Origin of the sequence: Shinella curvata, assembly GCF_022899935.1 — a bacterium.
Classification (GTDB): domain Bacteria; phylum Pseudomonadota; class Alphaproteobacteria; order Rhizobiales; family Rhizobiaceae; genus Shinella; species Shinella curvata.
Genome location: NZ_JALJCJ010000002.1, coordinates 662,759 through 684,323 on the forward strand (window position 1 = coordinate 662,759; position 21,565 = coordinate 684,323).

Genomic DNA, 21,565 nt, shown 5'->3' on the forward strand with positions numbered 1-21,565 from the left:
CCGGAACCTTGTGCAAGGCATTGGGAATCGATAGCAATTTCCACAGGGGACTCCCGGCAAGCCGGGACAGAGAGAGATTGGATGATGAAGAACAAGACCGGCCTGGTGGCCCTGATCGTGCTGGCGGTGGCGACACTGCTGATGGTTTTCCTCGTGTTGCCCAATATGAACAAGGACAAGCCGGTCGAAACGCCGGTCGCCAAGCTGGCCGAAACGCCCGCCGGAGGCGGCGAGACGACGACTGCCGACGGTAAGCAGGCGCGCAGCACGACCGAAGCCGGCGACACGGCGGCCGCCACCGGCGAGCAGCCTGCTGCCAGCACCGAGGCGACCGCCACGCAGGAAACGGCCTCGGCCGAAACGACGCCCGCCGATGCGACCGCCGGCTGGGTTACCCCCGCCTTCGATCTTCTGCGTGTCGAGCCCGACGGCTCCACCGTGATCGCCGGCCGTGGCCAGCCGAACACTAAGCTGGAAATCAAGAATGGCGAGACGGTCGTCGCGACGGCCGATATCGGTCCCACGGGTGATTTCGCCGCCGTCTTCGACCAGCCGCTTGCTGCCGGCGACTATCAGCTGACCCTCAACGTCAAGGACGACAAGGGCGGCAGCAAGATTTCCGAAGAGGTCGCGACCGTTTCCGTGCCCAAGGATGCCAGCGGCGAACTGCTTGCCATGGTCTCCAAGCCCGGCGAGGCGAGCCGCCTGATCACCGTTCCGGAAACGAAGGAAAAGGCCGCTGCCGAGACCACGGCGGAAAAGACGATCGAGCAGCCGGCTGTGGAACCCGCAGCGGCGACCGAAACGGCCAAGGCAACCGATACCGGTACGGCAGCGACGGGCGAGCAGCCTGCCGCGACCGAGACGGCTCAGGCGACCGCCGAGGGCACCTCCGCATTGGGCGAGGCCACCACGACCTCTGCTGCGAGCGGTGTAGGCTATGGTGGGGGTAATCTCCTCGCCCGCGTTTCTGCCGTCGAGCTGGAAGGCGACCACATGTTCGTCGCCGGTACGGCGAAGCCCGGCGCGCTTGTTCGGCTCTATGCCGATGACAAGCTGGTCGGTGAAGCCAAGGCCGACGAGCAGGGCCGCTACGTGGCCGATGGCAAGATGGACCTGACGGTCGGTCGCCACACGATCCGCGCCGACGTGATGAGCGCTGACGGCAGCAAGGTCGAGTTCCGCGCGTCCGTGCCGTTTGACCGGCCGGAGGGCGAGCAGATCGCGGTCGTGGCACAGGAAACAGGCACCGGCGGTGCCGGTCCGGCGTTGGGCCTTATCGGCGGCGGCACTTTCGACAAGCTGCGTGGCGAAGCTGAGAAGGCCGTCGCGCTTCTCAAGGGCCTCTATGCGAATGGTCGCCTGCCGAGCGTCGAGGAACTGGCTGCCGCACGTTCTGCGACCGAAATCGCGCTGAAGTCGCTTGCCGAGTTCAAGCCGGGTGCGGAAGAGGGCGAAGCGGCCCGCGAAATGGCCGAGAAGGCCTCCAAGGCTGCGGCCTCCGCACTTGCCACGCTGCAGGCACTGCCGTCTGATGCGACGGCGGTTGGCGCCGCCCTCGGTTCTGTTGAATCGGCGGTCGCGGGTGCCCTGGCACCGGCCATCGAAAAGGCAGCTGCGGTCGTCGAAACCGCGACGGCTGCCGCCGACAGCTCCATCGAGGCGCTGGCCGGCCAGGCGACCGCCTTGCAGCAGCAGTTCGTGGCGTTGTTCTCCGATGGCCGCAACGCGACCACGGCGGAAATACAGACGGCCCGCACGGGGCTGGAGGGTGCGCTGAAGGCCATTACCGGCTTCACCGCGCCCGCTGGTGCAGCCACGGATGTTCAGGCTGCGATCGACAAACTCAAGGGCTGGGCCGCAACCGCGCTCGAGCGCTTCGCCGCCGTTCCGGCCGGCGCCGGCAAGGAGGCTTACCAGCAGGCGCTTGCGTCGCTGGAAGGCATGCCCTCGCTGCAGGCGCCCGCGACCGCGGAGACGGCTTCCGGCACCGCGCAGACCGGTACGGCCGATAGCGGCCAGGCCGTTGCCGGCACGGACACCGGTGGCGGCGCTCCGGCCACGAGTGAAACCGCATCGGGTGACGGACAGACCGTTACCGGTAACGGTGTGTCCATGGATGGTGCGACGGCCGGCGCAAGCACCGGCGAGGCTGCCGCCGGAGAGCCGGAGACCGTCGAGCAGGCACCGCTGCAGGCCAGCAAGACCTCGGTCATCATCCGGCGCGGCGACACGCTGTGGCAGATCTCGCGCCGCATCTATGGCAAGGGTGTGCGTTACACGACGATCTATCTCGCCAACGAGGACCAGATCACCGATCCGGACCGGATCATTCCCGGCCAGGTGTTCGGCGTGCCGGACAAGGCGGCTGAGACGGACGAACAGGCGGAAGAAATGCACCGCAAGCACGTTCGCGGCAATTGATCCTTCTCAATTTCCCTCTGCTGGTTGCGAAGCGACCGGCGAGGGCCTATCTCAGGAATACGGCGTCCATCACGGGCGCCGTATTTTCATTTCAAGCATGGGTGTAGGGCAGGGGCGGTTTGCCGTCCGGCTTGCGCCCAGCAATGACAGAGCCGGGGCGTGACGGGTCCGGGCGGAGGCCGCATGGCGACGACGACGAAAAAGACGGTTTCGGCCGACAGCAGCAATCCCTTTTCAACCCTGGTGAATCTCTGGCCCTATATGTGGCCCTCCGACCGGCCGGACCTGAAAATGCGCGTCGTCTGGGCAACGGTCTTCCTGCTGATCGCCAAGATCGTGCTGCTGCTCGTGCCCTACTTCTTCAAATGGGCGACGGATGCGCTGAATGGCAAGGCCGATGCCGTCGGCTTGCTGCCGGCCTTCCTCACCGGTGCCGCCATGCTGGTGCTCGCCTATAACGGCGCGCGCATCCTGCAGGCCGGCCTCAACCAGCTGCGCGACGCGCTCTTTGCCAGCGTCGGGCAATATGCCGTGCGCCAGCTCGCCTACCGCACCTTCGTGCATCTGCACCGCCTGTCGCTGCGCTTCCATCTGGAGCGGCGCACCGGCGGCCTGTCGCGCGTCATCGAGCGCGGCACCAAGGGCATCGAGACGATCGTGCGCTTCACGATCCTCAACAGCGTGCCGACCTTCATTGAATTCCTGCTGACGGCCGTCGTCTTCTGGATGGGCTACGGCTTCCAATACCTGCTCGTCACCGCCGTCACGGTCTGTCTCTACATCTGGTTCACGGTGCGTGCATCCGACTGGCGCATCTCCATCCGCCGCTCGATGAACGACAGCGACACCGAGGCCAATACGAAGGCGATCGACTCGCTCCTGAACTTCGAGACCGTCAAGTATTTCGGCAACGAGGAGATGGAGGCGCGTCGCTTCGACCAGTCGATGGAGCGCTACGAGAAGGCCGCGACCCAGGTCTGGACCTCGCTCGGCTGGCTGAACTTCGGCCAGGCGCTGATCTTCGGTGTCGGCATGGCGATCATGATGGTGATGTCCGGGTTTGCCGTGCAGGCCGGCACGCAGACGGTCGGCGATTTCGTCTTCATCAACGCGATGCTGATCCAGCTCGCGATTCCGCTCAACTTCATCGGCTTCGTCTATCGCGAAATCCGCCAGGGCCTCACCGATATCGAGCAGATGTTCGATCTCCTCGAAGTCGAGGAGGAGGTGCAGGACAAGCCCGGCGCGACGGATCTCATCGTCGCCGACGGTGCGATCTCCTTCAAGGATGTGCACTTCGCCTATGATCCGAAGCGGCCAATCCTCAAGGGTATCTCCTTCGACGTGCCGGCCGGCAAGACGGTCGCCGTCGTCGGTCCCTCGGGCGCCGGAAAGTCGACGCTGTCGCGGCTGCTCTATCGTTTCTACGACGTGCAGGAAGGCGTGATAACGATCGACGGACAGGATGTTCGCGACGTCACGCAGAAGAGCCTGCGCAAGGTCATCGGCATGGTGCCGCAGGATACCGTGCTGTTCAACGACACGATCGCCTACAACATCCGCTATGGCCGTCCCGGCGCCAGCGACGAGGAGGTCTCCGCCGCAGCCGAGGCCGCGCAGATCGGCCCCTTCATCCGCCACCTGCCCGAGGGCTTCAAGGCGATGGTCGGCGAACGGGGCCTGAAATTGTCCGGCGGCGAGAAACAGCGTGTGGCCATCGCCCGCACGATCCTCAAGAGCCCGCCGATCCTCATCCTCGACGAGGCGACGTCGGCGCTCGATACCCGCACGGAGCAGGAAATCCAGGCGGCACTCGATGTCGTCTCGCAGAACCGCACGACGCTCGTCATCGCCCACCGCCTGTCGACCGTCATCTCGGCCGACGAGATCATCGTCCTCAAGGACGGTGTGATCGCCGAGCGCGGCACGCATGGCGAACTCATGCAGCGTGGTGACGGCCTCTACGCCTCCATGTGGAACCGTCAGCGGGAGGCCGTCCAGGCCGAGGAACGCCTCAAGCAGGTCCGCGAGAGCGATGAGCTGGGCATCGTCGTTCGTGGTGCGCCGGCGGCGGAGTGATCAGTCGGCCGGGCTGGCGAACAGGATCAGGTTGCCGTCGGGATCGCGCAGGATGAAGTTGCGCGCCCCCCACGGCTGCGTCTTCAAAGGCAGATGGAAGGACACACCGGCCGCCTGATAGTCGAGAAAGAGCTTTTTCAGCCCGGCGGCCGTGTCGAGCGTGATCGAAGCCGATAAAAGCTCTTCGCGCTCGCGGATGTCGCCGACAAAGACCGGCGCTGCGACCTGCCGCAGGCAGAGCCGCGCCGCATCCCGCGTGACGATGCCGAAGAACGGCGGTTCGCCATAGGCGAAATCGGCCGCAAAGCCGAGTTTTTGCGTGTAGAAGGCAAGGGCGACTGAAAAATCGCTGACATAGAGCACGGCCTCCGCGCCGCTGAGCACGGGTGCTTCGACAGGTGGTGTCGCGGCAGGGTCACGCATGGCAGGGCTTCCTTTTTTGAGCGCTGCCCAATCCTCAAAACCGTTCTGGCGGGCGACGACCGCCTGCGCATCGGCCAGCGAAAACGATGCTGCCAGCACCTCGCGGTCGGTCAGGTAGCGGAGGCGGGGCAGGGCGGCGCGGATCGTCGCGGCCACGGTATAGTGGCCTTCGCGATGCCAGTGCAGGATCTGCTTGGCCTGCTTCCTGAGGTTTTCGAGATTGGACATGGGCGCAGCTACGGGTTTCGGTCGTAGGTGGGCATTGCCCCTTCGGTCTCGCCGATGCGCCCTACAGCAACGAGGAAACTTTCCGACGTTGACCAAACCTTGTCAATACGTCGCTAAAAGGGGAAGGGCTTCGGAGGTCAAGGATGGACACGATCGGTGAAGATGGGCTTCTCAGGCATCCTGTGCCGGTGTCGGCTGCACTCCGGCTGTTTTTCCTCGCGACCGGCCTCTTCGTCATCGTGATCGCGACCTATGAGCTGTACCGCGGCGTGTGGCCTTTCAATTTCGCCAGCCCTTTCTTCCTGTTCCTCATCTTCGGCGCCTGGTCGGTCGGTGGCCCCATTGCCTGGGCCGGGCTGACGGGACCGTCGACGCTCTGGACGATCGGGCGGGGCCGTATCGTCATCGAGCGCAAGCAGCCGTTCCGCAAGCTGCAAAGCGATGTTTTTGCGCAAGGCGATGGTTCGCGTCTGGTGGTCGCCGAACACGAATCCATGGACGGCGATCCGACATGGAGCGTGGTGCTCGCGGCACCCGATGGCCGCCGTTTCGAGACCCGCCGCCTGCAAACGCGTGTCGCCGCCGAGCGACTTCTGGCGCGGATCGAGGCGGCTTTTACCACGCCGGAACCTTCACCCCAGCCACCGGATTGAGCCACAGGGCGCGGGCCGGCTGGGGGCTATTCGCCACGCCGCATTGCTCCCGGCGGGTTTTCACGCTAGGTCGGTGGCGTGAAATTGTCAGGAGATGTCGGAAGATGAGTTTGGTCGATACGATACGCAGCACCCTGGTGCCGATCCATCGGGAGGGCTGGAAGTTCGTGGCCGGCTTCTTCGTCGTTTCCCTGCTGCTGGGAGCCGCGTGGGAGCCGCTGATGTGGATCGGCTTCGTCCTCACCGCCTGGTGCGCCTATTTCTTCCGCGATCCCGAGAGGCTGACACCGCAGGATGACGATCTCGTCATCAGCCCGGCGGATGGCCGCGTCTCTGCCATCGCCATGGTGACGCCGCCGGCCGAACTGGAGCTCGGCGACAAGCCGATGCTGCGCATCTCGGTCTTCATGAACGTCTTCAACTGCCATGTGAACCGTGCGCCGATGCGCGGCCGCGTCTCGCGCGTCGCCTATCGCGCCGGCAAATTCCTCAACGCCGATCTCGACAAGGCGAGCCAGGAGAACGAGCGCAACGGCCTCGTCATCGAAAGCGCCCATGGCTCGATCGGCGTGGTGCAGATCGCTGGTCTCGTGGCGCGCCGCATCCTGTGCTGGACCGTCATGAACGACAGCCTTGAAGCCGGCGAGCGCTTCGGCCTCATCCGTTTCGGCTCGCGCCTGGATGTCTTCCTGCCCGAGGGCGTGCAGCCGCGCGTCAGCCTCGGCCAGACGGCGATTGCCGGCGAGACGGTGCTGGCGGAATTCGGCTCGGCCAAGGGACCGGTCGTCAGCCGTCGCGGCTGAGCGATTGATCATTCGCAGCGGCGGCCTATCTCGGATTGAGACGGCCGCTGCAGATGAGAGAGAACGAAGCGAAAAGCGATGGACACACCGTTTCCGCCCTATGAGCCGAATGGCCCGAACGACGAAGCCCGTGGCCCGCGCCTGCGCGAAATCCCGCTGCGCGTGATCATCCCCAATGTCATCACGGTTCTGGCCATTTGCGCCGGCCTGACGGGCATCCGGCTCGCCTTTGAAAACCGCTACGAGCTGGCGGTCGGCATGGTACTGCTGGCTGCCTTTCTCGATGGCATCGACGGCCGCATCGCGCGCCTCCTGAAGGCCACGTCGAAATTCGGCGGCCAGATGGACTCGCTTGCCGATATCGTCAATTTCGGCGTCGCACCGGCGCTGGTGCTCTATGTCTTCATTCTCGATCAGGCGCGCTCCTTCGGCTGGATCGCGGCACTGATCTACGCCATCGCCGCCGGTCTCCGCCTTGCGCGCTTCAACGTCATGGCCGAGCGCGAGACCAAGGCGAAGTGGCAATCGGAGTATTTCGTCGGCGTACCCGCGCCGGCAGGTGCCATGCTGGTGCTCCTGCCGGTCTATGTCGGTTTCCTCGGGCTTGCGCCCACGCCGCTCTTCGCCTATCTCGCCTCCGGCTACACGGTGCTGATCGGCTTCCTGCTGGTCAGCCGCCTGCCGGTCTGGTCGGGCAAGTCGGAAGGCAGCCGGGTGCGCCGCGATCTGGTTCTGCCGATCATTCTGCTGGTGGTGCTCTATGTCGCGACGCTGATGAGCTTCACCTGGGAGACCATGGTCATCACCGTCGTCGGCTATCTCGCGACCCTGCCGTTCGGTGCGCGCTCCTGGCAGCGCAAATACGGCGGCTGGACCGCGCCGACGACCAATGGCGCCAGCGAATTCCCGGAAGAGCACGAAGGTCAGTAAGCCAACCGTCATCACATCCGCGTGAGCCCGTCAAAAGCCCTGCCCACATCCCGTGGCAGGGCTTGATTTTTTGGTGCAGGTCGACTAACTAGCAAGCAAATAGATAGCAAGCTAATAATGTTTGGGCTACCAAGATGACGGCTAATGATCCCCGCGAGCATCTGCTCGACGACCTCTCCCGCGTTCAGCGCAAGATGCGCGCGCTCTTCGATGCGCGCGTGAAGGAGAGGGGCCTGACCCTGCCGCGCGCCCGCGCGCTGCTCATTCTCGGCCGTGGCGCCCAGCTCAACCAGCGGGAACTGGCCGAGGAACTGGATATCGAGACGCCGACGCTGGTACGCTTGCTCGACGGCATGGAGAAGCAGGGTTTTATCGAGCGCCAGTCGGTCGAGGGCGACCGACGCGCCAAGCAGATCGCCATGACGCCGCACGGCGCCCAGGTGGCCAAGGAGGTGCTGGATCTCGCTCGTTCGTTGCGTGCCGATGTGCTGAACAGCATCACCATCGCCGACATGCACACGACCGTGAAGGTCTTCTCGGCCATGGCGGACAATATCGCCCGCAGCTGTCGGGAGAGCGTCGAGGCATGAGCACCGTCCCCGCCACCGAAACACGCGGGGAGGAGGACGAGGCAAAAGAGCCGATCGGGCCGGTACCGGCCGCCCCGCCGCCGGCAGCACCTCCGATGCCGCCCGCTCGTGCCGCGGCCTATATGGCCGCCTCCACGCTGCTTGCCCTGACGCAGGGCTTCGGCATGAACCTCGTCGCCGCCAACATTCCCCAGCTGCAAGGGCCGTTCGGCGCGACCAGCGCGGAGGCCGTCTGGCTGATGGCCGCCTATATGGCGCCGAATGCCTCGCTGTCGATCGCGCTCATCAAGATCCGCAACCAGTATGGCCTGCGCCACTTCGCCGAACTCGGCATCGCCGTGTTCCTGGTCGTCACGGTGCTGCATGTCTTCATCACCGATCTGCAATCGGCGCTCGTACTGCGCTTCTTTGCCGGCATCGCGGCGGCACCGCTGTCCTCGCTCGGCTTCCTCTACATGCTGGAAGCCTTTTCTCCGGCCCGCAAGCTGACCATCGGCCTCTCGTTGGCGCTTACCAATATCGCGCTCGCCGCACCGCTGACGCGCATCATCTCGCCGCCGCTCATCGCGCTCGGCAATGTGCGAGGATTGCTCATCCTCGAAGTCGGCCTTTCCATGCTCGCCTTCGCGGCGATTTATCTCCTGCCGCTGACGCCGCTGCCGCGCGCGAAGGTCATCGAGAAGCTCGATATCGTCAGCTATCTCTTCATCGCCATCGGTTTCGGGACGGCTGCCGTCATCCTCGTCACCGGCCGCACCTATTGGTGGCTGGAAGCGCAGTGGATCGGCGAATTGCTGGTGTTGATGATTGCGTCCCTGACCATTGCCGCCATTCTGGAGCTGAACCGGGAACGGCCGCTGATCGATCTTCGCTGGCTCGTCAGTCGCGACGTGCTGCACTTCGCCGCCGTCCTGTTGCTGTTCCGCCTGATGCTTGCCGAGCAGACAGCCGTTGCCGCCAACTTCTTCCAGATCATGGGCCTGCAGAACGACCAGCTGGTCGGTCTCTACACCGTCGTCGCGCTGGCGACGCTCGTGGGCGGCCTGGTCTGCGCGGCGATCATCAAGCCCGGCCGTGAGCCGACCATCCATATGGTCGCCCTGCTGTTGATTGGCGTCGGCGCTTTTCTCGACAGCCATGCGACGAACCTGACGCGCCCGCATGAAATGTATCTCAGCCAGGCGATGATCGCCGTCGGCGGCGCCCTGTTTCTGCCGCCCGCCATGGCGTCCGGCTTCGTCATGGCGCTGCGCAAGGGGCCGCAATATATCCTGAGCTTCATCGTCGTCTTCCTGGTCACGCAGAGCCTCGGGGGGCTGGCCGGCTCGGCGATCTTCGGATCCTTCATCACGCTGCGCGAAAAATTCCATTCGAACGTTCTGGCCCAGGCCATGACGCTCACAGATCCCTTGGTCGCCACCCGCGTCTCGCAGCTTTCTGCAGCCTATGGTCGCGTGATCACCGACCCGGCGCTTCTCAAGGCCGAGGGCGTTTCGCTGCTCGGCCAGCAGGTGACGCGCGAGGCCAATGTGCTCGCCCATAACGATGCGTTTTTCGTCATCGCGCTGCTGGCGGTCGCCTCCGCCGTCGCGCTCGCCACCCACCGAATCTATGTCCATATGAAAGAGGCCAGCGCCCGCGTGAGCGGTGAAGCGGCCGTTGAAGGTTGATGCCATGAAACAGTATATCCGCAACACCGCGACCGCTCTTGCTGTCGTCCTCGGCCTGGTCGGCATCGGCGTCGTCGCCTATGCTTGGCAGCTGCCGCCGTTTTCCAGCGAGGTGCAGACGACCGACAACGCCTATGTGCGCGGCTACGTCACCCTGATCAGCCCGCAGCTCGCCGGCTATGTCACCGATGTCCCGGTGAAGGACTACGAGACCGTCAAGGCTGGCGCCGTGCTTGCGCGTCTCGACGACCGCATCTACCGCCAGAAGGTCGAGCAGGCGAAGGCCACGCTCGCCAGCCAGCAGGCAGCGCTCGCCAATTCCGCCCAGCAGGAGAACGCCGCCAAGGCCAGCATCGGCGCCAGCGAGGCCGCCCTTGCCAGCGCCACCTATGCCAAGCGCCGGGCGGAAGAGAGCTGGAACCGCGTGGAAGAGCTTTCCAACAAGGGCATCGCCACCCAGGCTGACCGCGAGCAGAGCCGCACCACGCTGGATCAGGCCGAGGCCGCGGTCTCGCAGGCGCAGGCCAATCTGGAAGTCACCCGGCAGAACCTGCAGACCATCATCGTCAGCCGCGATTCCCTGCGCGCTGCTGTCGCCGGGGCGGAGGCCTCGGTCGAACTGGCGAAGATCGATCTCTCCAACACGGTCATCACCGCGCCGCGCGACGGCGTGGTCGGCGAGGTTGGCGTCAAGCTCGGCCAATATGTCGCCGCCGGCACCCAGTTGATGGCCGTCGTGCCGCACGACACCTGGGTCATCGCCAATTTCAAGGAAACGCAGCTCGCCTATATCAAGCCGGGGCAGGCGGTGGAGGTGCGCGTCGATGCCTTCAAGCATGCAACGCTGAAGGGCCATGTCGAACGCTTCTCGCCGGCGGCCGGTTCGGAGTTCAGCGTGATCAAACCCGACAACGCGACCGGCAATTTCACCAAGGTCGCCCAGCGCATCCCGGTGCGCATCGCCATCGATGACGGGCAGGATCTGTCGAAATATCTGGCGCCGGGGCTTTCGGTGGTGGTCACGACGGTGGTGGGGAAGTGACGCGGAAGGCCTGAGCGGCGCTGTATCGTGCGGCGTGGATCCTCGGGTCAAGCCCGAGGATGACGACAGAAGAAAACACTGTTGGAAAAGTTATGGTCCCGCGTGCCGCGCGGTTTGAGAAACGGGAGGCATCTCCTCCTCTCCGTCCTCCTCGGGCTTGACCCGAGGATCCACCCGGCGCGCACTGACCCCGATGAGGTGAAACCTGCCGACAATCACTCCGGCAGGCGGTAATCCACCAGACGCCCCTGGCGCATGTCGAACAGCTTGCCCGTTTCCGTATAATCGGTCGCGACCAGCGGCAGCAGAGCCTTGGCCACTTCGGACGGATGCTGCACCGTCGAGGGATCTTCGCCCGGCACGGCCTGGGCGCGCATGGCGGTGCGGGTGGCGCCGGGGTCGACGGAGGTGATGCGTAGCGCCGTGCGCTGCGTCTCGCCGGCCCAGGTGCGGGCGATGGCTTCGACGGCGGCCTTTGAGGCGGAGTAGGGACCCCAGAAGGGCTTGCACTTGTGGGCGGCGCTCGAGGAAAGGATGACGGCGCGGCCGGCATCGGACTTCAGGAGCAGCGGCGCCACCGAACGGATCAGCCGCCACGTCGCGGTGACGTTGATGTTCATGACCTTCTCGAACACCTTTGCCTCGACATGGTCGATCGGCGAGATGATGCCGAGAACGCCGGCATTGGCGACGAGAATATCGAGCTTGCCCCAGCGTTCGAAGATCGAACCGCCGAGCTTGTCGATCGCCGCCATGTCGGCGAGATCGAAGGGCACCAGCGTCGCGCTGCCGCCTTCCGCCTTGATCGCATCGTCCAGCTCTTCGAGGCCGCCGACGGTGCGGGCGCAGGCGATGACATGCGCACCGGCCTTGGCGAGTTCGAGGGCAGTGAAATAGCCGATACCGCGCGATGCGCCGGTGACCAGCGCAATGCGGCCGTTCAGGTCGATGCTCATGATGTCTTCAATTATCCGTTGCTAGCCATGACTGAGACCTTCCGTCCCATCGTCTCGCCTTCCTTGTCAAGGAGGCGCGTCGGATAGTCGCCGGTGAAGTAATGGTCGGTAAACTGCGGCCGGGCCGGGTTGCGATCCTCGCCGCCGACGGCGCGATAGAGGCCGTCGATGGAGATGAACTCCAGTGAATCCGCGCCGATATATTTCGCCATCGCCTTGACGTCATTGTACTGGTTGGCAAGCAGCTTGTCGCGGTCGGGCGTGTCGATGCCGTAGAAATCCGGGTAGAAGATCATCGGGCTGGCGACGCGGATATGCACTTCCTTGGCGCCGGCATCGCGGATCATCTGCACGATCTTCAGCGAGGTCGTGCCGCGCACGATGGAATCGTCAACGAGGATGACGCGCTTGCCGGCGATCATCGCGCGGTTGGCCGAATGTTTCAGCTTCACGCCGAAGGCGCGGATCTGCTGCGTCGGCTCGATGAAGGTGCGGCCGACATAGTGGTTGCGGATGATGCCGTATTCGAAGGGAATACCGCTCTCCTGGGCATAGCCGAGCGCCGCCGGCGTGCCGCCGTCCGGCACCGGCACGACCACGTCGCCCTCGACCGGATGTTCCTTGGCGAGGTTGATGCCCATGTTCTTGCGCGCGACATAGACGCTGCGGCCGCCGACGACCGAGTCCGGACGGGCAAAATAGACATATTCGAACAGGCAGAGCCGTTCCGGCTGCGCATTGCCCGACTTCTTCGCCTCGATGGTGATCGAGCCGTCCGGCTGGATTTCACAGACGATGATCTCGCCGTTCTCGACGTCACGAATGAACTTGGCACCGATGATGTCGAGGGCGCAGGTTTCGGACGCGAAGATCGGCTTGCCGTCGAGTTCACCCATGACCAGCGGACGGATGCCCGTGGGATCGCGGGCGGCGATCAGCTTGGTGCGGGTGATGCCGAGCATCGAATAGCCGCCTTCCATCTGGCGGATGGCGTCGATGAAGCGGTCGGTCGTGTTCGTGTAGCGCGAGCGGGCGATGAGGTGGAGAACGACTTCCGTGTCGGAGGTCGACTGACAGATCGCGCCACCGGCAATCAGCTGGCGCCGCAGCGTCAGACCGTTGGTGAAGTTGCCGTTGTGGGCGACGGCGATGCCGCCGACTTCCAGTTCGGCAAAGAGCGGCTGAACGTTGCGTAGCGCCACTTCGCCCGTCGTGGAATAGCGCGTGTGGCCGACGGCGATGGTGCCGGGCAGTTTCGCCAGCGTCGCCGGGTTGGTGTAGTGGTCGCCGACAAGGCCCATATGCTTTTCGGTGTGGAACTGCTTGCCGTCGAAGGACACGATGCCGGCCGCTTCCTGGCCGCGATGCTGAAGCGCATGCAGGCCGAGCGCCGTCAGCGTCGCGGCATCCGGATGGCCGAGAATGCCGAAGACGCCGCACTCTTCGTGAAGCGTATCGCCATCGAGATCGTCGTCGTGGCGGCCGGGGAACAGGAAATCGCTCATTGCTGCAAGCCTTTGCTCGGGACCATAGGAGGTTGCACGGGTCGTCGTCGGGTGCCGGCCATGCCCATATGGGTATGGCCGAAAGCATTTGCCACCGAGGCCCGGAAGCGTCAGTGGCTGATGGTCTATCCTACCAAAAAATCGGGGAGCCTGCCCTCGTCAAATTTCGCGAGCGGCGGCTCCCCTGATCGTTTTATCCGTTCGTGGCGGGTATTTCTTCCGCCGGTGCCTGGTCGGCACCACCCGTGCCGGTGCCCGTGTCAGTGGCGGCGCCATCCGGGTCTTCCGTCGTGCTGCCTTCGCCCGTCGCCGGCGCACCTTCGGCCGGCTTGCCGCGCAGGCGGTCGATGATCGTGGCATCGGCATCCTCGGGCAGCAACGCGATGAGGCGCGCGCCGAGATTGTCGAGAAGCGGCTTCGACTTCGCCGTCGTGACCCACGGCGGCTGCTGCTGCGGCGCGACCAGCCAGTTGAAGAACAGCATGGCGACCACAACGAGCAGAATGCCGCGCGCGGCACCGAACAGGAAGCCCAGCGTGCGGTCGAGCGCGCCGATGCGGCTGTCGATGATGAAATCGGCAATCCGCATGGTGATGAAGGAGATCACGATCAGCGCGACGAGGAACACGGCGCCGGCCGAGCCGACCATCGCGACGGTGTCGCTCGTCGTATAGTCCTTCGCGTAAGGCAGAAGCACCGGATAGAGGAAATAGGCGGCTGCCGCGGCACCCACCCAGCTTGCGACGGACAGTACCTCGCGCGAGAAACCGCGCACCATCGCCAGCACGGCGGAAAACAGCGCCACGCCGATGACGATACCGTCGAGAATTGTGATGGGCATGTTCGTCCTACTCCAAACCCGAAATGTCGCCAGACCCCACGTCCCGTGCGGAGCGCACATTAGCGGAAGGCGTCTTTGCCGTCCCGGTTCGGTACGTTCAAAACCCGCGTTTCCCACAGGGCTTTATGCGTATCGAAGGCCGTCAGACGTCTTCGTCTTCCCGCTTGAGGGCGCGTTTCGATCCGGCAATGCGCGCCACCAGATCCGGCAGGCTGTCGATCTCGCTCCAGCGGCTGCCGGCGCCCTTGGGCAGATCGGCGGAACCGGCGGGCAGGACGGCCTGCGAAAAACCCAGTTTTTCCGCCTCCTTGAGGCGCTGGGCGGTGTGCGCCACCGGGCGAATGGCGCCCGACAGGCTGACTTCGCCGAAATAGACGCAATCGGCGGGAAGGGCAAGACCGGCAAGCGAGGAAACGAGCGCGGAGGCGACCGCAAGGTCTGCTGCCGGCTCCGAGATGCGGTAGCCGCCCGCCACATTGAGGTAAACATCGTGTTGACCGAGCCGCACACCGCAATGGGCCTCGAGCACCGCGAGGATCATCGAAAGCCGCGCGGAATCCCAGCCGAGGACGGCGCGGCGCGGCGTGCCAAGCGAGGTGGGCGCCACCAGCGCCTGCACTTCGACGAGCACGGGCCGTGTACCTTCCATGCCGGCAAAGACTGCCGCCCCCGGCGATTTCGAATTGCGCTCGCCGAGGAAGAGTTCGGACGGATTGGAAACCTCGCGAAGTCCCTTGTCGGACATTTCGAAGACGCCGATCTCGTCCGTCGGGCCGAAACGATTCTTCACCGTGCGCAGGATGCGGTAGTGATGGCCGCGATCGCCCTCGAAATAGAGCACGGCATCGACCATATGCTCGACGACGCGCGGGCCGGCGATCTGGCCTTCCTTGGTGACATGGCCGACCAGCACCATGGCGGCACCCGTCTGCTTGGCGAAGCGGATCATCGCCTGAACGCCGGTGCGCACCTGGGTCACCGTGCCGGGTGCCGCGTCCGCCGTGTCGCTCCACAGCGTCTGGATCGAATCGATGATGACGAGGTCCGGCCGCTTGCCTTCGCCGATCGTCGCGAGGATATCCTCGACATTGGTTTCCGCGGCGAGCAGCACGTCGGTCTCGGCGGCATGGAGGCGCTGCGCGCGCAGGCGCACCTGCGCCACGGCCTCTTCGCCCGAGACGTAGATGATGCGGTGGCCGCGACGGGAGAGGGCGGCGGCGGCCTGCATGAGAAGGGTGGACTTGCCGATTCCCGGATCGCCGCCGATCAGGACGGCCGAGCCGCGCACGAAGCCGCCGCCGGTCGCCCGGTCAAGCTCGCCGATGCCGGTATGGATGCGTGGGGCTTCCTCGATTTCGCCCGACAGCGCCGTCAGCGCGACGGGCCGGCCTTTTTTCGGCACCTTGCCGGGGCCAGAGCCGATGCCGCCCATCGGGTCTTCCTCGACGACGGTGTTCCACTCGCCGCAGCCCTCGCATTTTCCGACCCAGCGGTTATGCGCGGTGCCGCAGTTCTGGCAGATGAATTGGGTGCGGGCCTTCGCCATCAGGACTTGCTCTCCGGAATCATTCGGAAAGCCCTTAGCACGAAAAACACTGATAGCACAAAACGGGAACGGAGTTTATTTTTTCACGGCCTCATAGCGGCGTTCATAACGGCGGCCGAGGCTGGTCAGCAGCTCGTAGTCGATCGTGCCGCCGGCGAGCGCCACGTCCTGAATGGGCATGTGGCGGCCGAACACCTCGATGAAATCGCCCGCACGCACGCTGCCGGCCGGCAGGTCGGTGACGTCGAAATGGGTGAGGTCCATGGTCACGCGGCCGATGAGCGGTACGGTTCTGCCATGCAGCACGCCGCTGGCGCCGGGAATGTTGGCCTTGCGCAGCGGCACGCCGGAGCCGGAGAGGCTGCGCATGTAGCCGTCGGCATAACCGAGGGCGGCCACCGCGATGCGCGTGTCGCGCGTGAACACCGTTGAGGCGCCGTAGCTGACGCTCTCGCCGGCCTTCGCGTCGCGGACCTGAAGGATGCGCGCCTCGGCGGTCACGACCGGCTTCATCGGGTTCGGCACATCGTTGACGGCTGCGCCACCATAGAGCGCGATACCGGGGCGGGTGAGGGTGAAATGATAGTCCTCGCCGAGGAAGATGCCGGCGGAATTGGCGAGCGTCGCATCGATATCGTCGAAGGCCGACACGACGCTGCGGAAGCGCTGGAGCTGCTGGCGGTTCAGCGGATGGCCCGGATCATCCGCGCAGGCGAGGTGACTGAGCAGCATGAGCGGCGAGAAGCTCGCGGGACGTGACGTGTCGTCGGCAAGCGCCAGCGCATCCTCGACGCGCAGGCCAAGCCGGCTCATGCCGGTATCGACATGCAGCACGCAGGGCAGGTCGCCGCCATCGGCAATCGCCGCCATGAACACGACGAGCTGTTCTTCCGAGACGATGACGGGCACGAGGTCGAATTCGAAGAAAAGACGTTCGGAGCCGGCCCACATGCCGGACAGCACATAGATGCGCACATCCGGCAGCACGCCACGCAGGGCCACCCCCTCGGCCGGGGTCGCTACGAAGAAATCGCGCGCGCCCGCATGGTGGAAGGTCTTTGCCGCAGGTTCCAGCCCGATGCCATAGGCGTCGGCCTTCAGCACGGCGGCGGTGCGCGCGGCACCCGAGCGCCGCGCCATCGCGCGCCAGTTGTCGGCCAGTGCCGAAAGGTCGACCGTCAGGCGGGCATGATCCTCGCCGGCGACGGGCAGGGTGGGACGAGAGGAAGTGTGATGCGTGCTCATGGTTCTGAAATTACAGCCTGTGGACTGTCGCGGCAATACGCTCTTCGGCCGCATTGCCGCCGGCAGGGGGCGGCTCTATGGTGCCCGCAAAAAAGGAAAAGACCATGGGACGGCGTATAACAAGGACATTTATCGCGGTGATCCTGGCTTTGGCATGCCAGACGCCGGCAAATGCGCAAGATAGACCGACGGATGCCGAGATGCGCGATGCGCATGCCGTGCTGCTCGGACTCTCGCAGGATGGCGCCGAACCGGAACGCAACGAAAGCGCCGACACCTACTATTCGATCGTCGACAATCCCAATGCGCCGCGGCTGGTAACCCGCCTCGAAGTCTCCGGTGCGCCCTGCCGGGCGCGCACCACGTCGGCGCTGCAATTTCCGGGACAATGGGCGGCATTGACGATGGGCCTCGTCGATCTGAGCCGCGTGACCGCGGTCACGGCCTATGCCTCCGTTGACGACATGATCGCCGAGGTCAATCCGATCCCCTTCGATTCGCCCGCCGCGGAGCAGATCGTGCTGACGGGACCCGGCCTCTACTGTTCGAGCCGCATGTCGCTGTCGGGGCAAAGCAGTGCATCGGACGACATGTGTTCCGACCGGCTGGACCTCACCATGGCGGACAAGGGGGAGAAAGAGCGCGGCCACAAGGCGCTCGCCATCGTGGCGGATGTTTGCAAGGCGCCGGCTTTTGTCAAGAAGTAGGAAGGCGTCGGGCGCTTCTCCGCTGCAGCGCATGCCGCGCTCTTTTTATGACGCCGCCCTCTCCTCCGTCATCTTCGGGCTCGACCCGAGGATGATGTCGGTGGGTGTGGTGGCCTGACGTAGCATACGGACACGGCGCGAACAGTACCGTCCGCGTCCTCAATCCTCAATGCTCGTACTGCGTGAACGACGGATCCGCCAGGTCGGTGAAGCGGGTGAACTCCGACTGGAAGGCGAGTTTTACGGTGCCGGTCGGTCCGTGACGCTGCTTGGCGATGATGACGTCGGCCGTGCCCTTCACGGCCTCGAACTTCATCTTCCATTCCTCATATTTCGGATCGAACTCGTCGCGCGGCTCGAGGTTCTTCACGTAATATTCCTCACGGAACACGAAGAGCACCACGTCGGCGTCCTGTTCGATCGAACCGGATTCACGAAGGTCGGAGAGTTGCGGGCGCTTGTCCTCGCGGCTTTCCACCTGACGGGAGAGCTGGGAGAGCGCGATGATCGGCACGTTCAATTCCTTGCCGAGTGCCTTCAAGCCCGTGGTGATCTGCGTGATTTCCTGCACGCGGTTGTCGCTGGATTTGCCCGAGCCGGTCATGAGCTGAATATAGTCCACCACGAGGCAATCGAGGCCGCGCTGGCGCTTGAGACGGCGCGCGCGGGCGGACAACTGGGCAATCGAGATACCACCGGTCTGGTCGATATAGAGCGGCACCTTCTGCATCATTTGGCTGCAGGCGACGAGCTTTTCGAAATCGGCCTCGGAAATGTCACCGCGGCGGATTTTTGACGACGAGACTTCCGTCTGCTCGGAGATGATACGCGTGGCGAGCTGTTCGGACGACATTTCGAGTGAGTAGAAGCCGACGACGCCGCCGTTCTTCGCCTTGAACGAACCGTCCGCCTGCACTTCCGGCTCGTAGGCCGCGGCGATGTTATAGGCGATGTTGGTGGCAAGCGAGGTCTTGCCCATGCCGGGGCGTCCGGCAAGCACGATCAAGTCGGAGCGCTGCAGGCCGCCCATGCGGCCATCGAGCGAATGGATGCCGGTGGAAATACCCGACAGCGAACCGTCGCGCTCGAAAGCCTGGCCGGCCATGTCGATGGCGAGTGCAACCGCATCGTTGAACGATTGGAAACCGCCGTCGTAGCGGCCGGTTTCGGCCAGTTCGAACAGGCGGCGCTCGGCATCCTCGATCTGGGTCTGCGGCGGCATGTCCAGAGGCGCGTCATAGGCGATGTTGACCATGTCCTCGCCGATATTGATCAGCGAACGGCGCAGCGCGAGGTCATAGATCGCGCGGCCATAGTCTTCCGCGTTGATGATCGTCACGGCTTCGGCGGCGAGGCGCGCGAGATATTGCGGGATGGTGAGATCGCCGACCTTGCCGTCCGACGGCAGGTGCGTCTTCAGCGTGATCGTCGTGGCGATCTTGCCCATGCGGATCGTGTCGCCGGCCAGCTCGTAGATCTTGCGGTGCAGCGGCTCGTTGAAATGGATCGGCTTCAAGAAGTCCGAGACGCGGTAATAGGCGTCGTTGTTGACGAGGATGGCGCCGAGCAGCGCCTGTTCGGCTTCGACGTTGTTCGGTGCCTCGCGGTGGTGCAGCTCCGCGTTCTCGCGACCGGCCTGGCTGAGCTTGCGCACGGCATCGTTCATCGTCCCGAATCTCCCCGTCTCTGTTTTCGAAGGTCGCTGGTTTGGTTCCTTTGGCCCCAGGGGTCAAGCGCTTCCGCTCCGGCCCCTCCGTTAGACCCGTTGTTAGACTTTTCCACAGGCGACGCGGACACGGCAAGCCCGGATTCATCCGGGCCTACAGGCTTTCGATTGACTCACGTCCCGAATCTCAAAGCGACGCCTCCTGCGGAAATTGGCGGGCGCCCCGCCTGTCGCCTTTCGGATTGCTCTCATGCGCCTTCAGACAATCCTCGCCGCGGCCGATATAGCCGCGCGTCAGAGGCACAGCCTCCTGGTCATGCGCGAGCTGAAGCTGGAAGACGACGAGATTCTGCCAGCGGAAGGCGCTCTCGGACGCTGCGAGATAAAATTCCCAGATACGACAGAATTGCTCGTCGTAGAGCGCCTTCGCCTCGTCGCGCTTCGCCATGAAGCGCTCGCGCCAGTGACGCAGCGTCTCGGCATAGTGAAGCCGGAGGATTTCCACATCCGTCACTGCAAGCCCGCTCTTTTCCACCGCCTGCATCACCTCCGAAAGGGCAGGGATGTAGCCGCCGGGAAAGATGTATTTCTCGATGAAGGGATTGTTAGCGGACGGTTTGTCCGTGCGGCCGATCGTGTGCAGCAGCATCACGCCGTCATGTTTCAGCAGGGAGGCGCTCTTCCGGAAGAAGGTGAGGTAGTTCGGCCGGCCGACATGCTCGAACATGCCGACGGAGACGATGCGGTCGAAGGGGCCTTCGGTATTGCGGTAGTCCTGCAACAGGAATTTCACCTCCTCGGTCAAGCCCGCATCCCGCGCCCGGCTTTCCGACAGCGCATGCTGCTCGTCCGAAAGCGTGACGCCGGTCACCTTCGCGCCGACCTGGCGGGCAAGGTAGAGCGCCATGCCGCCCCAGCCGCTGCCGATGTCGAGCACGCTCTGGCCCGGCCTGTTGATGTTGAGCTTGGCGGCGATGTGCCGCTTCTTGGCAAGCTGGGCGTCATCCAGCGTCTGGTCGGGATGCTCGAAATAGGCGCAGGAATATTGCCGGTCCTGATCGAGGAACAGATCATAGAGCGCGCCGGTCAGATCGTAGTGGTGCTGCACGTTGCGGCGCGAGCGTACCACGCTGTTCTTCTCCCGCACCCAGCGGAACACATAGCGTATGCGCTCCAGCAGGCGGTTCCAGCCGGTGTCGTAATATTTGAAATCGGGATTGCCGGTGAAGACGGTTTTCAGCAGGCCGTACATGTCGCCCTCGACGATATCGATATCGCCGGTGCCGTAGTGATGGCCGAGATAATAGGCCGGATCGACAGCGATGCCCCACACGGCTTTGCGGGTATTGAGACGCACATGCACCGCGTTTCCGGTGCCATCGCCGAAGGTCTGGCTGCTGCCGTCGGGATAGGTGATTTTAAGGTTGCCGGTCTCGACGAGGCGGGAAACCAATGTCTGCACAATGAATTTCATTCGCTAAACTCCGTCACGCTTAAAAATCTGGCGGAAACGGGTCTGGTCGGAAACCGGCCTGAAAGCGGCCCAACCGCCAATCCAGTCTAACGATCTATAAATATTGATGCGAAAATCGGGATTTCAACCCGTGCTTTTTGGCCCCCAAAACGAAACGGGCCGGCAAAAGCCGGCCCGTTCTGCAACCATCCGATAAGCGGATATTATGCGTCGTCTTCTTCGACGCCGTCAGCTTCCGGGTCGAAGAAGTCGGCAGCCGTCAGAGCGTCTTCGTCAACGCCGTAGATGGCGTCGGCCGAGGTCAGGCTTTCGCCCTTCGACTGGCGCTCGGCTTCTTCAGCCGAACGGGCAACGTTGACTTCGACCGAGATTTCGACTTCGGCATGCAGGTGCAGCACGACCTTGTGCAGGCCGATGGCCTTGATCGGGGTGTTCAGTTCGACCTGGTTGCGGCCGACGTTGAAGCCTTCGGCAGCGAGAGCTTCGATCACGTCGCGGGCAGCGACGGAGCCGTACAGCTGGCCGGTTTCGCCAGCCGAGCGGACGATGACGAAGGACTTGCCGTCGAGCTTTTCGGCAACCGTCTGGGCTTCCGACTTGCGCTCGAGGTTACGGGCTTCGAGCGTTGCACGCTCGGATTCGAAACGCTTCTTGTTGGCTTCGTTGGCGCGCAGCGCCTTGCCGAGCGGCAGCAGGTAGTTACGGGCAAAGCCGTCGCGAACCTTGACGGTTTCGCCCATCTGGCCAAGCTTGGCGATGCGTTCGAGGAGAATGACGTCCATT

18 protein-coding genes are annotated in these 21,565 nt (G+C 64.2%); 9 read left to right on the top strand and 9 right to left on the bottom strand.

Annotated elements, in window-relative coordinates:
• Positions 1–81: 81 nt before the first annotated feature.
• Both MUU55_RS09285 and MUU55_RS09290 read left to right on the top strand, forming a co-directional pair.
• The gene (locus MUU55_RS09285; RefSeq protein ID WP_244760489.1) at positions 82–2,424 is read left to right on the top strand and encodes a LysM peptidoglycan-binding domain-containing protein; all 2,343 of its coding nucleotides are present in this window, start codon (positions 82–84) and stop codon (positions 2,422–2,424) included.
• Positions 2,425–2,607: 183 nt separating this feature from the next.
• Positions 2,608–4,503 (top strand): ABCB family ABC transporter ATP-binding protein/permease, encoded by a 1,896-nt coding sequence (locus tag MUU55_RS09290; RefSeq protein WP_244760490.1) that lies wholly within the window; start codon positions 2,608–2,610, stop codon positions 4,501–4,503.
• Here the strand turns inward: MUU55_RS09290 and MUU55_RS09295 are convergent, their stop codons facing one another.
• On the bottom strand, positions 4,504–5,154 hold the full coding sequence (locus MUU55_RS09295) for a VOC family protein (protein ID WP_244760491.1): 651 nt from the start codon (positions 5,152–5,154) through the stop codon (positions 4,504–4,506). It abuts the gene before it with no gap.
• A 143-nt stretch (positions 5,155–5,297) separates the two neighbouring features.
• On the opposite strand from MUU55_RS09295, the gene MUU55_RS09300 reads away from it, so the two are divergent.
• The 6 genes from MUU55_RS09300 to MUU55_RS09325 all read left to right on the top strand — a co-directional run bounded on the left by MUU55_RS09300 (position 5,298) and on the right by MUU55_RS09325 (position 10,842).
• Entirely contained in the window at positions 5,298–5,807 is a 510-nt protein-coding gene (locus MUU55_RS09300; RefSeq protein ID WP_244760492.1) for a hypothetical protein, read from the top strand.
• Between the two features lie 104 nt (positions 5,808–5,911).
• Positions 5,912–6,610, top strand: a complete 699-nt coding sequence (locus MUU55_RS09305) for a phosphatidylserine decarboxylase (RefSeq protein WP_244760493.1) — start codon at positions 5,912–5,914, stop codon at positions 6,608–6,610.
• Positions 6,611–6,688: 78 nt separating this feature from the next.
• The gene (pssA, locus tag MUU55_RS09310) at positions 6,689–7,540 is read left to right on the top strand and encodes a CDP-diacylglycerol--serine O-phosphatidyltransferase (protein ID WP_244760494.1); all 852 of its coding nucleotides are present in this window, start codon (positions 6,689–6,691) and stop codon (positions 7,538–7,540) included.
• 134 nt (positions 7,541–7,674) lie between these two features.
• Positions 7,675–8,130, top strand: coding sequence for a MarR family winged helix-turn-helix transcriptional regulator (locus tag MUU55_RS09315; RefSeq protein ID WP_244760495.1), 456 nt, complete (start codon positions 7,675–7,677; stop codon positions 8,128–8,130).
• A gap of 95 nt (positions 8,131–8,225) precedes the next feature.
• On the top strand, positions 8,226–9,800 hold the full coding sequence (locus tag MUU55_RS09320) for an MFS transporter (RefSeq protein ID WP_244760906.1): 1,575 nt from the start codon (positions 8,226–8,228) through the stop codon (positions 9,798–9,800).
• Positions 9,801–9,804: 4 nt separating this feature from the next.
• Positions 9,805–10,842 (top strand): HlyD family secretion protein, encoded by a 1,038-nt coding sequence (locus MUU55_RS09325; protein WP_244760496.1) that lies wholly within the window; start codon positions 9,805–9,807, stop codon positions 10,840–10,842.
• 215 nt (positions 10,843–11,057) lie between these two features.
• Here the strand turns inward: MUU55_RS09325 and MUU55_RS09330 are convergent, their stop codons facing one another.
• The 5 genes from MUU55_RS09330 to alr all read right to left on the bottom strand — a co-directional run bounded on the left by MUU55_RS09330 (position 11,058) and on the right by alr (position 16,935).
• Entirely contained in the window at positions 11,058–11,798 is a 741-nt protein-coding gene (locus MUU55_RS09330; protein WP_244760497.1) for an SDR family NAD(P)-dependent oxidoreductase, read from the bottom strand.
• An 11-nt stretch (positions 11,799–11,809) separates the two neighbouring features.
• Positions 11,810–13,303 carry an amidophosphoribosyltransferase gene (gene purF, locus MUU55_RS09335; RefSeq protein WP_244760498.1) on the bottom strand — a complete coding sequence of 498 codons (1,494 nt, stop codon included), beginning with the start codon at positions 13,301–13,303 and terminating at the stop codon, positions 11,810–11,812.
• A gap of 193 nt (positions 13,304–13,496) precedes the next feature.
• Entirely contained in the window at positions 13,497–14,144 is a 648-nt protein-coding gene (locus MUU55_RS09340) for a CvpA family protein (RefSeq protein WP_244760499.1), read from the bottom strand.
• A 142-nt stretch (positions 14,145–14,286) separates the two neighbouring features.
• Entirely contained in the window at positions 14,287–15,690 is a 1,404-nt protein-coding gene (gene radA, locus MUU55_RS09345; RefSeq protein WP_244760500.1) for a DNA repair protein RadA, read from the bottom strand.
• Positions 15,691–15,765: 75 nt separating this feature from the next.
• Complete coding sequence (alr, locus tag MUU55_RS09350; RefSeq protein WP_244760501.1) at positions 15,766–16,935, bottom strand: alanine racemase; 1,170 nt, start codon at positions 16,933–16,935, stop codon at positions 15,766–15,768.
• 200 nt (positions 16,936–17,135) lie between these two features.
• Here alr and MUU55_RS09355 point away from each other — a divergent pair, with 200 nt between their 5' ends.
• Entirely contained in the window at positions 17,136–17,642 is a 507-nt protein-coding gene (locus MUU55_RS09355) for a hypothetical protein (RefSeq protein WP_244760502.1), read from the top strand.
• 166 nt (positions 17,643–17,808) lie between these two features.
• Here MUU55_RS09355 and MUU55_RS09360 read toward each other — a convergent pair whose 3' ends face one another.
• From MUU55_RS09360 to rplI, 3 genes are all read right to left on the bottom strand, one after another.
• A complete protein-coding gene (locus MUU55_RS09360) occupies positions 17,809–19,308 on the bottom strand; it encodes a replicative DNA helicase (RefSeq protein ID WP_244760503.1) in 1,500 nt (499 codons plus the stop codon).
• Between the two features lie 187 nt (positions 19,309–19,495).
• Positions 19,496–20,782: a cyclopropane fatty acid synthase gene (locus MUU55_RS09365; protein WP_244760504.1), complete on the bottom strand. Its 1,287-nt coding sequence runs from the start codon at positions 20,780–20,782 to the stop codon at positions 19,496–19,498.
• 203 nt (positions 20,783–20,985) lie between these two features.
• Positions 20,986–21,564: a 50S ribosomal protein L9 gene (gene rplI / locus MUU55_RS09370; protein ID WP_244760505.1), complete on the bottom strand. Its 579-nt coding sequence runs from the start codon at positions 21,562–21,564 to the stop codon at positions 20,986–20,988.
• Position 21,565: the final 1 nt, after the last annotated feature.

Bases quoted from the DNA above. Each gene is read 5' to 3' on its own strand.
- MUU55_RS09285 (WP_244760489.1), top strand. From the start codon at position 82: ATGATGAAGAACAAGACCGGCCTGGTGGCCCTGATCGTGCTGGCGGTG.
- MUU55_RS09290 (WP_244760490.1), top strand. From the start codon at position 2,608: ATGGCGACGACGACGAAAAAGACGGTTTCGGCCGACAGCAGCAATCCC.
- MUU55_RS09295 (WP_244760491.1), bottom strand. From the start codon at position 5,154: ATGTCCAATCTCGAAAACCTCAGGAAGCAGGCCAAGCAGATCCTGCAC.
- MUU55_RS09300 (WP_244760492.1), top strand. From the start codon at position 5,298: ATGGACACGATCGGTGAAGATGGGCTTCTCAGGCATCCTGTGCCGGTG.
- MUU55_RS09305 (WP_244760493.1), top strand. From the start codon at position 5,912: ATGAGTTTGGTCGATACGATACGCAGCACCCTGGTGCCGATCCATCGG.
- pssA (WP_244760494.1), top strand. From the start codon at position 6,689: ATGGACACACCGTTTCCGCCCTATGAGCCGAATGGCCCGAACGACGAA.
- MUU55_RS09315 (WP_244760495.1), top strand. From the start codon at position 7,675: ATGACGGCTAATGATCCCCGCGAGCATCTGCTCGACGACCTCTCCCGC.
- MUU55_RS09320 (WP_244760906.1), top strand. From the start codon at position 8,226: ATGCCGCCCGCTCGTGCCGCGGCCTATATGGCCGCCTCCACGCTGCTT.
- MUU55_RS09325 (WP_244760496.1), top strand. From the start codon at position 9,805: ATGAAACAGTATATCCGCAACACCGCGACCGCTCTTGCTGTCGTCCTC.
- MUU55_RS09330 (WP_244760497.1), bottom strand. From the start codon at position 11,798: ATGAGCATCGACCTGAACGGCCGCATTGCGCTGGTCACCGGCGCATCG.
- purF (WP_244760498.1), bottom strand. From the start codon at position 13,303: ATGAGCGATTTCCTGTTCCCCGGCCGCCACGACGACGATCTCGATGGC.
- MUU55_RS09340 (WP_244760499.1), bottom strand. From the start codon at position 14,144: ATGCCCATCACAATTCTCGACGGTATCGTCATCGGCGTGGCGCTGTTT.
- radA (WP_244760500.1), bottom strand. From the start codon at position 15,690: ATGGCGAAGGCCCGCACCCAATTCATCTGCCAGAACTGCGGCACCGCG.
- alr (WP_244760501.1), bottom strand. From the start codon at position 16,935: ATGAGCACGCATCACACTTCCTCTCGTCCCACCCTGCCCGTCGCCGGC.
- MUU55_RS09355 (WP_244760502.1), top strand. From the start codon at position 17,136: ATGCGCGATGCGCATGCCGTGCTGCTCGGACTCTCGCAGGATGGCGCC.
- MUU55_RS09360 (WP_244760503.1), bottom strand. From the start codon at position 19,308: ATGAACGATGCCGTGCGCAAGCTCAGCCAGGCCGGTCGCGAGAACGCG.
- MUU55_RS09365 (WP_244760504.1), bottom strand. From the start codon at position 20,782: ATGAAATTCATTGTGCAGACATTGGTTTCCCGCCTCGTCGAGACCGGC.
- rplI (WP_244760505.1), bottom strand. From the start codon at position 21,564: ATGGACGTCATTCTCCTCGAACGCATCGCCAAGCTTGGCCAGATGGGC.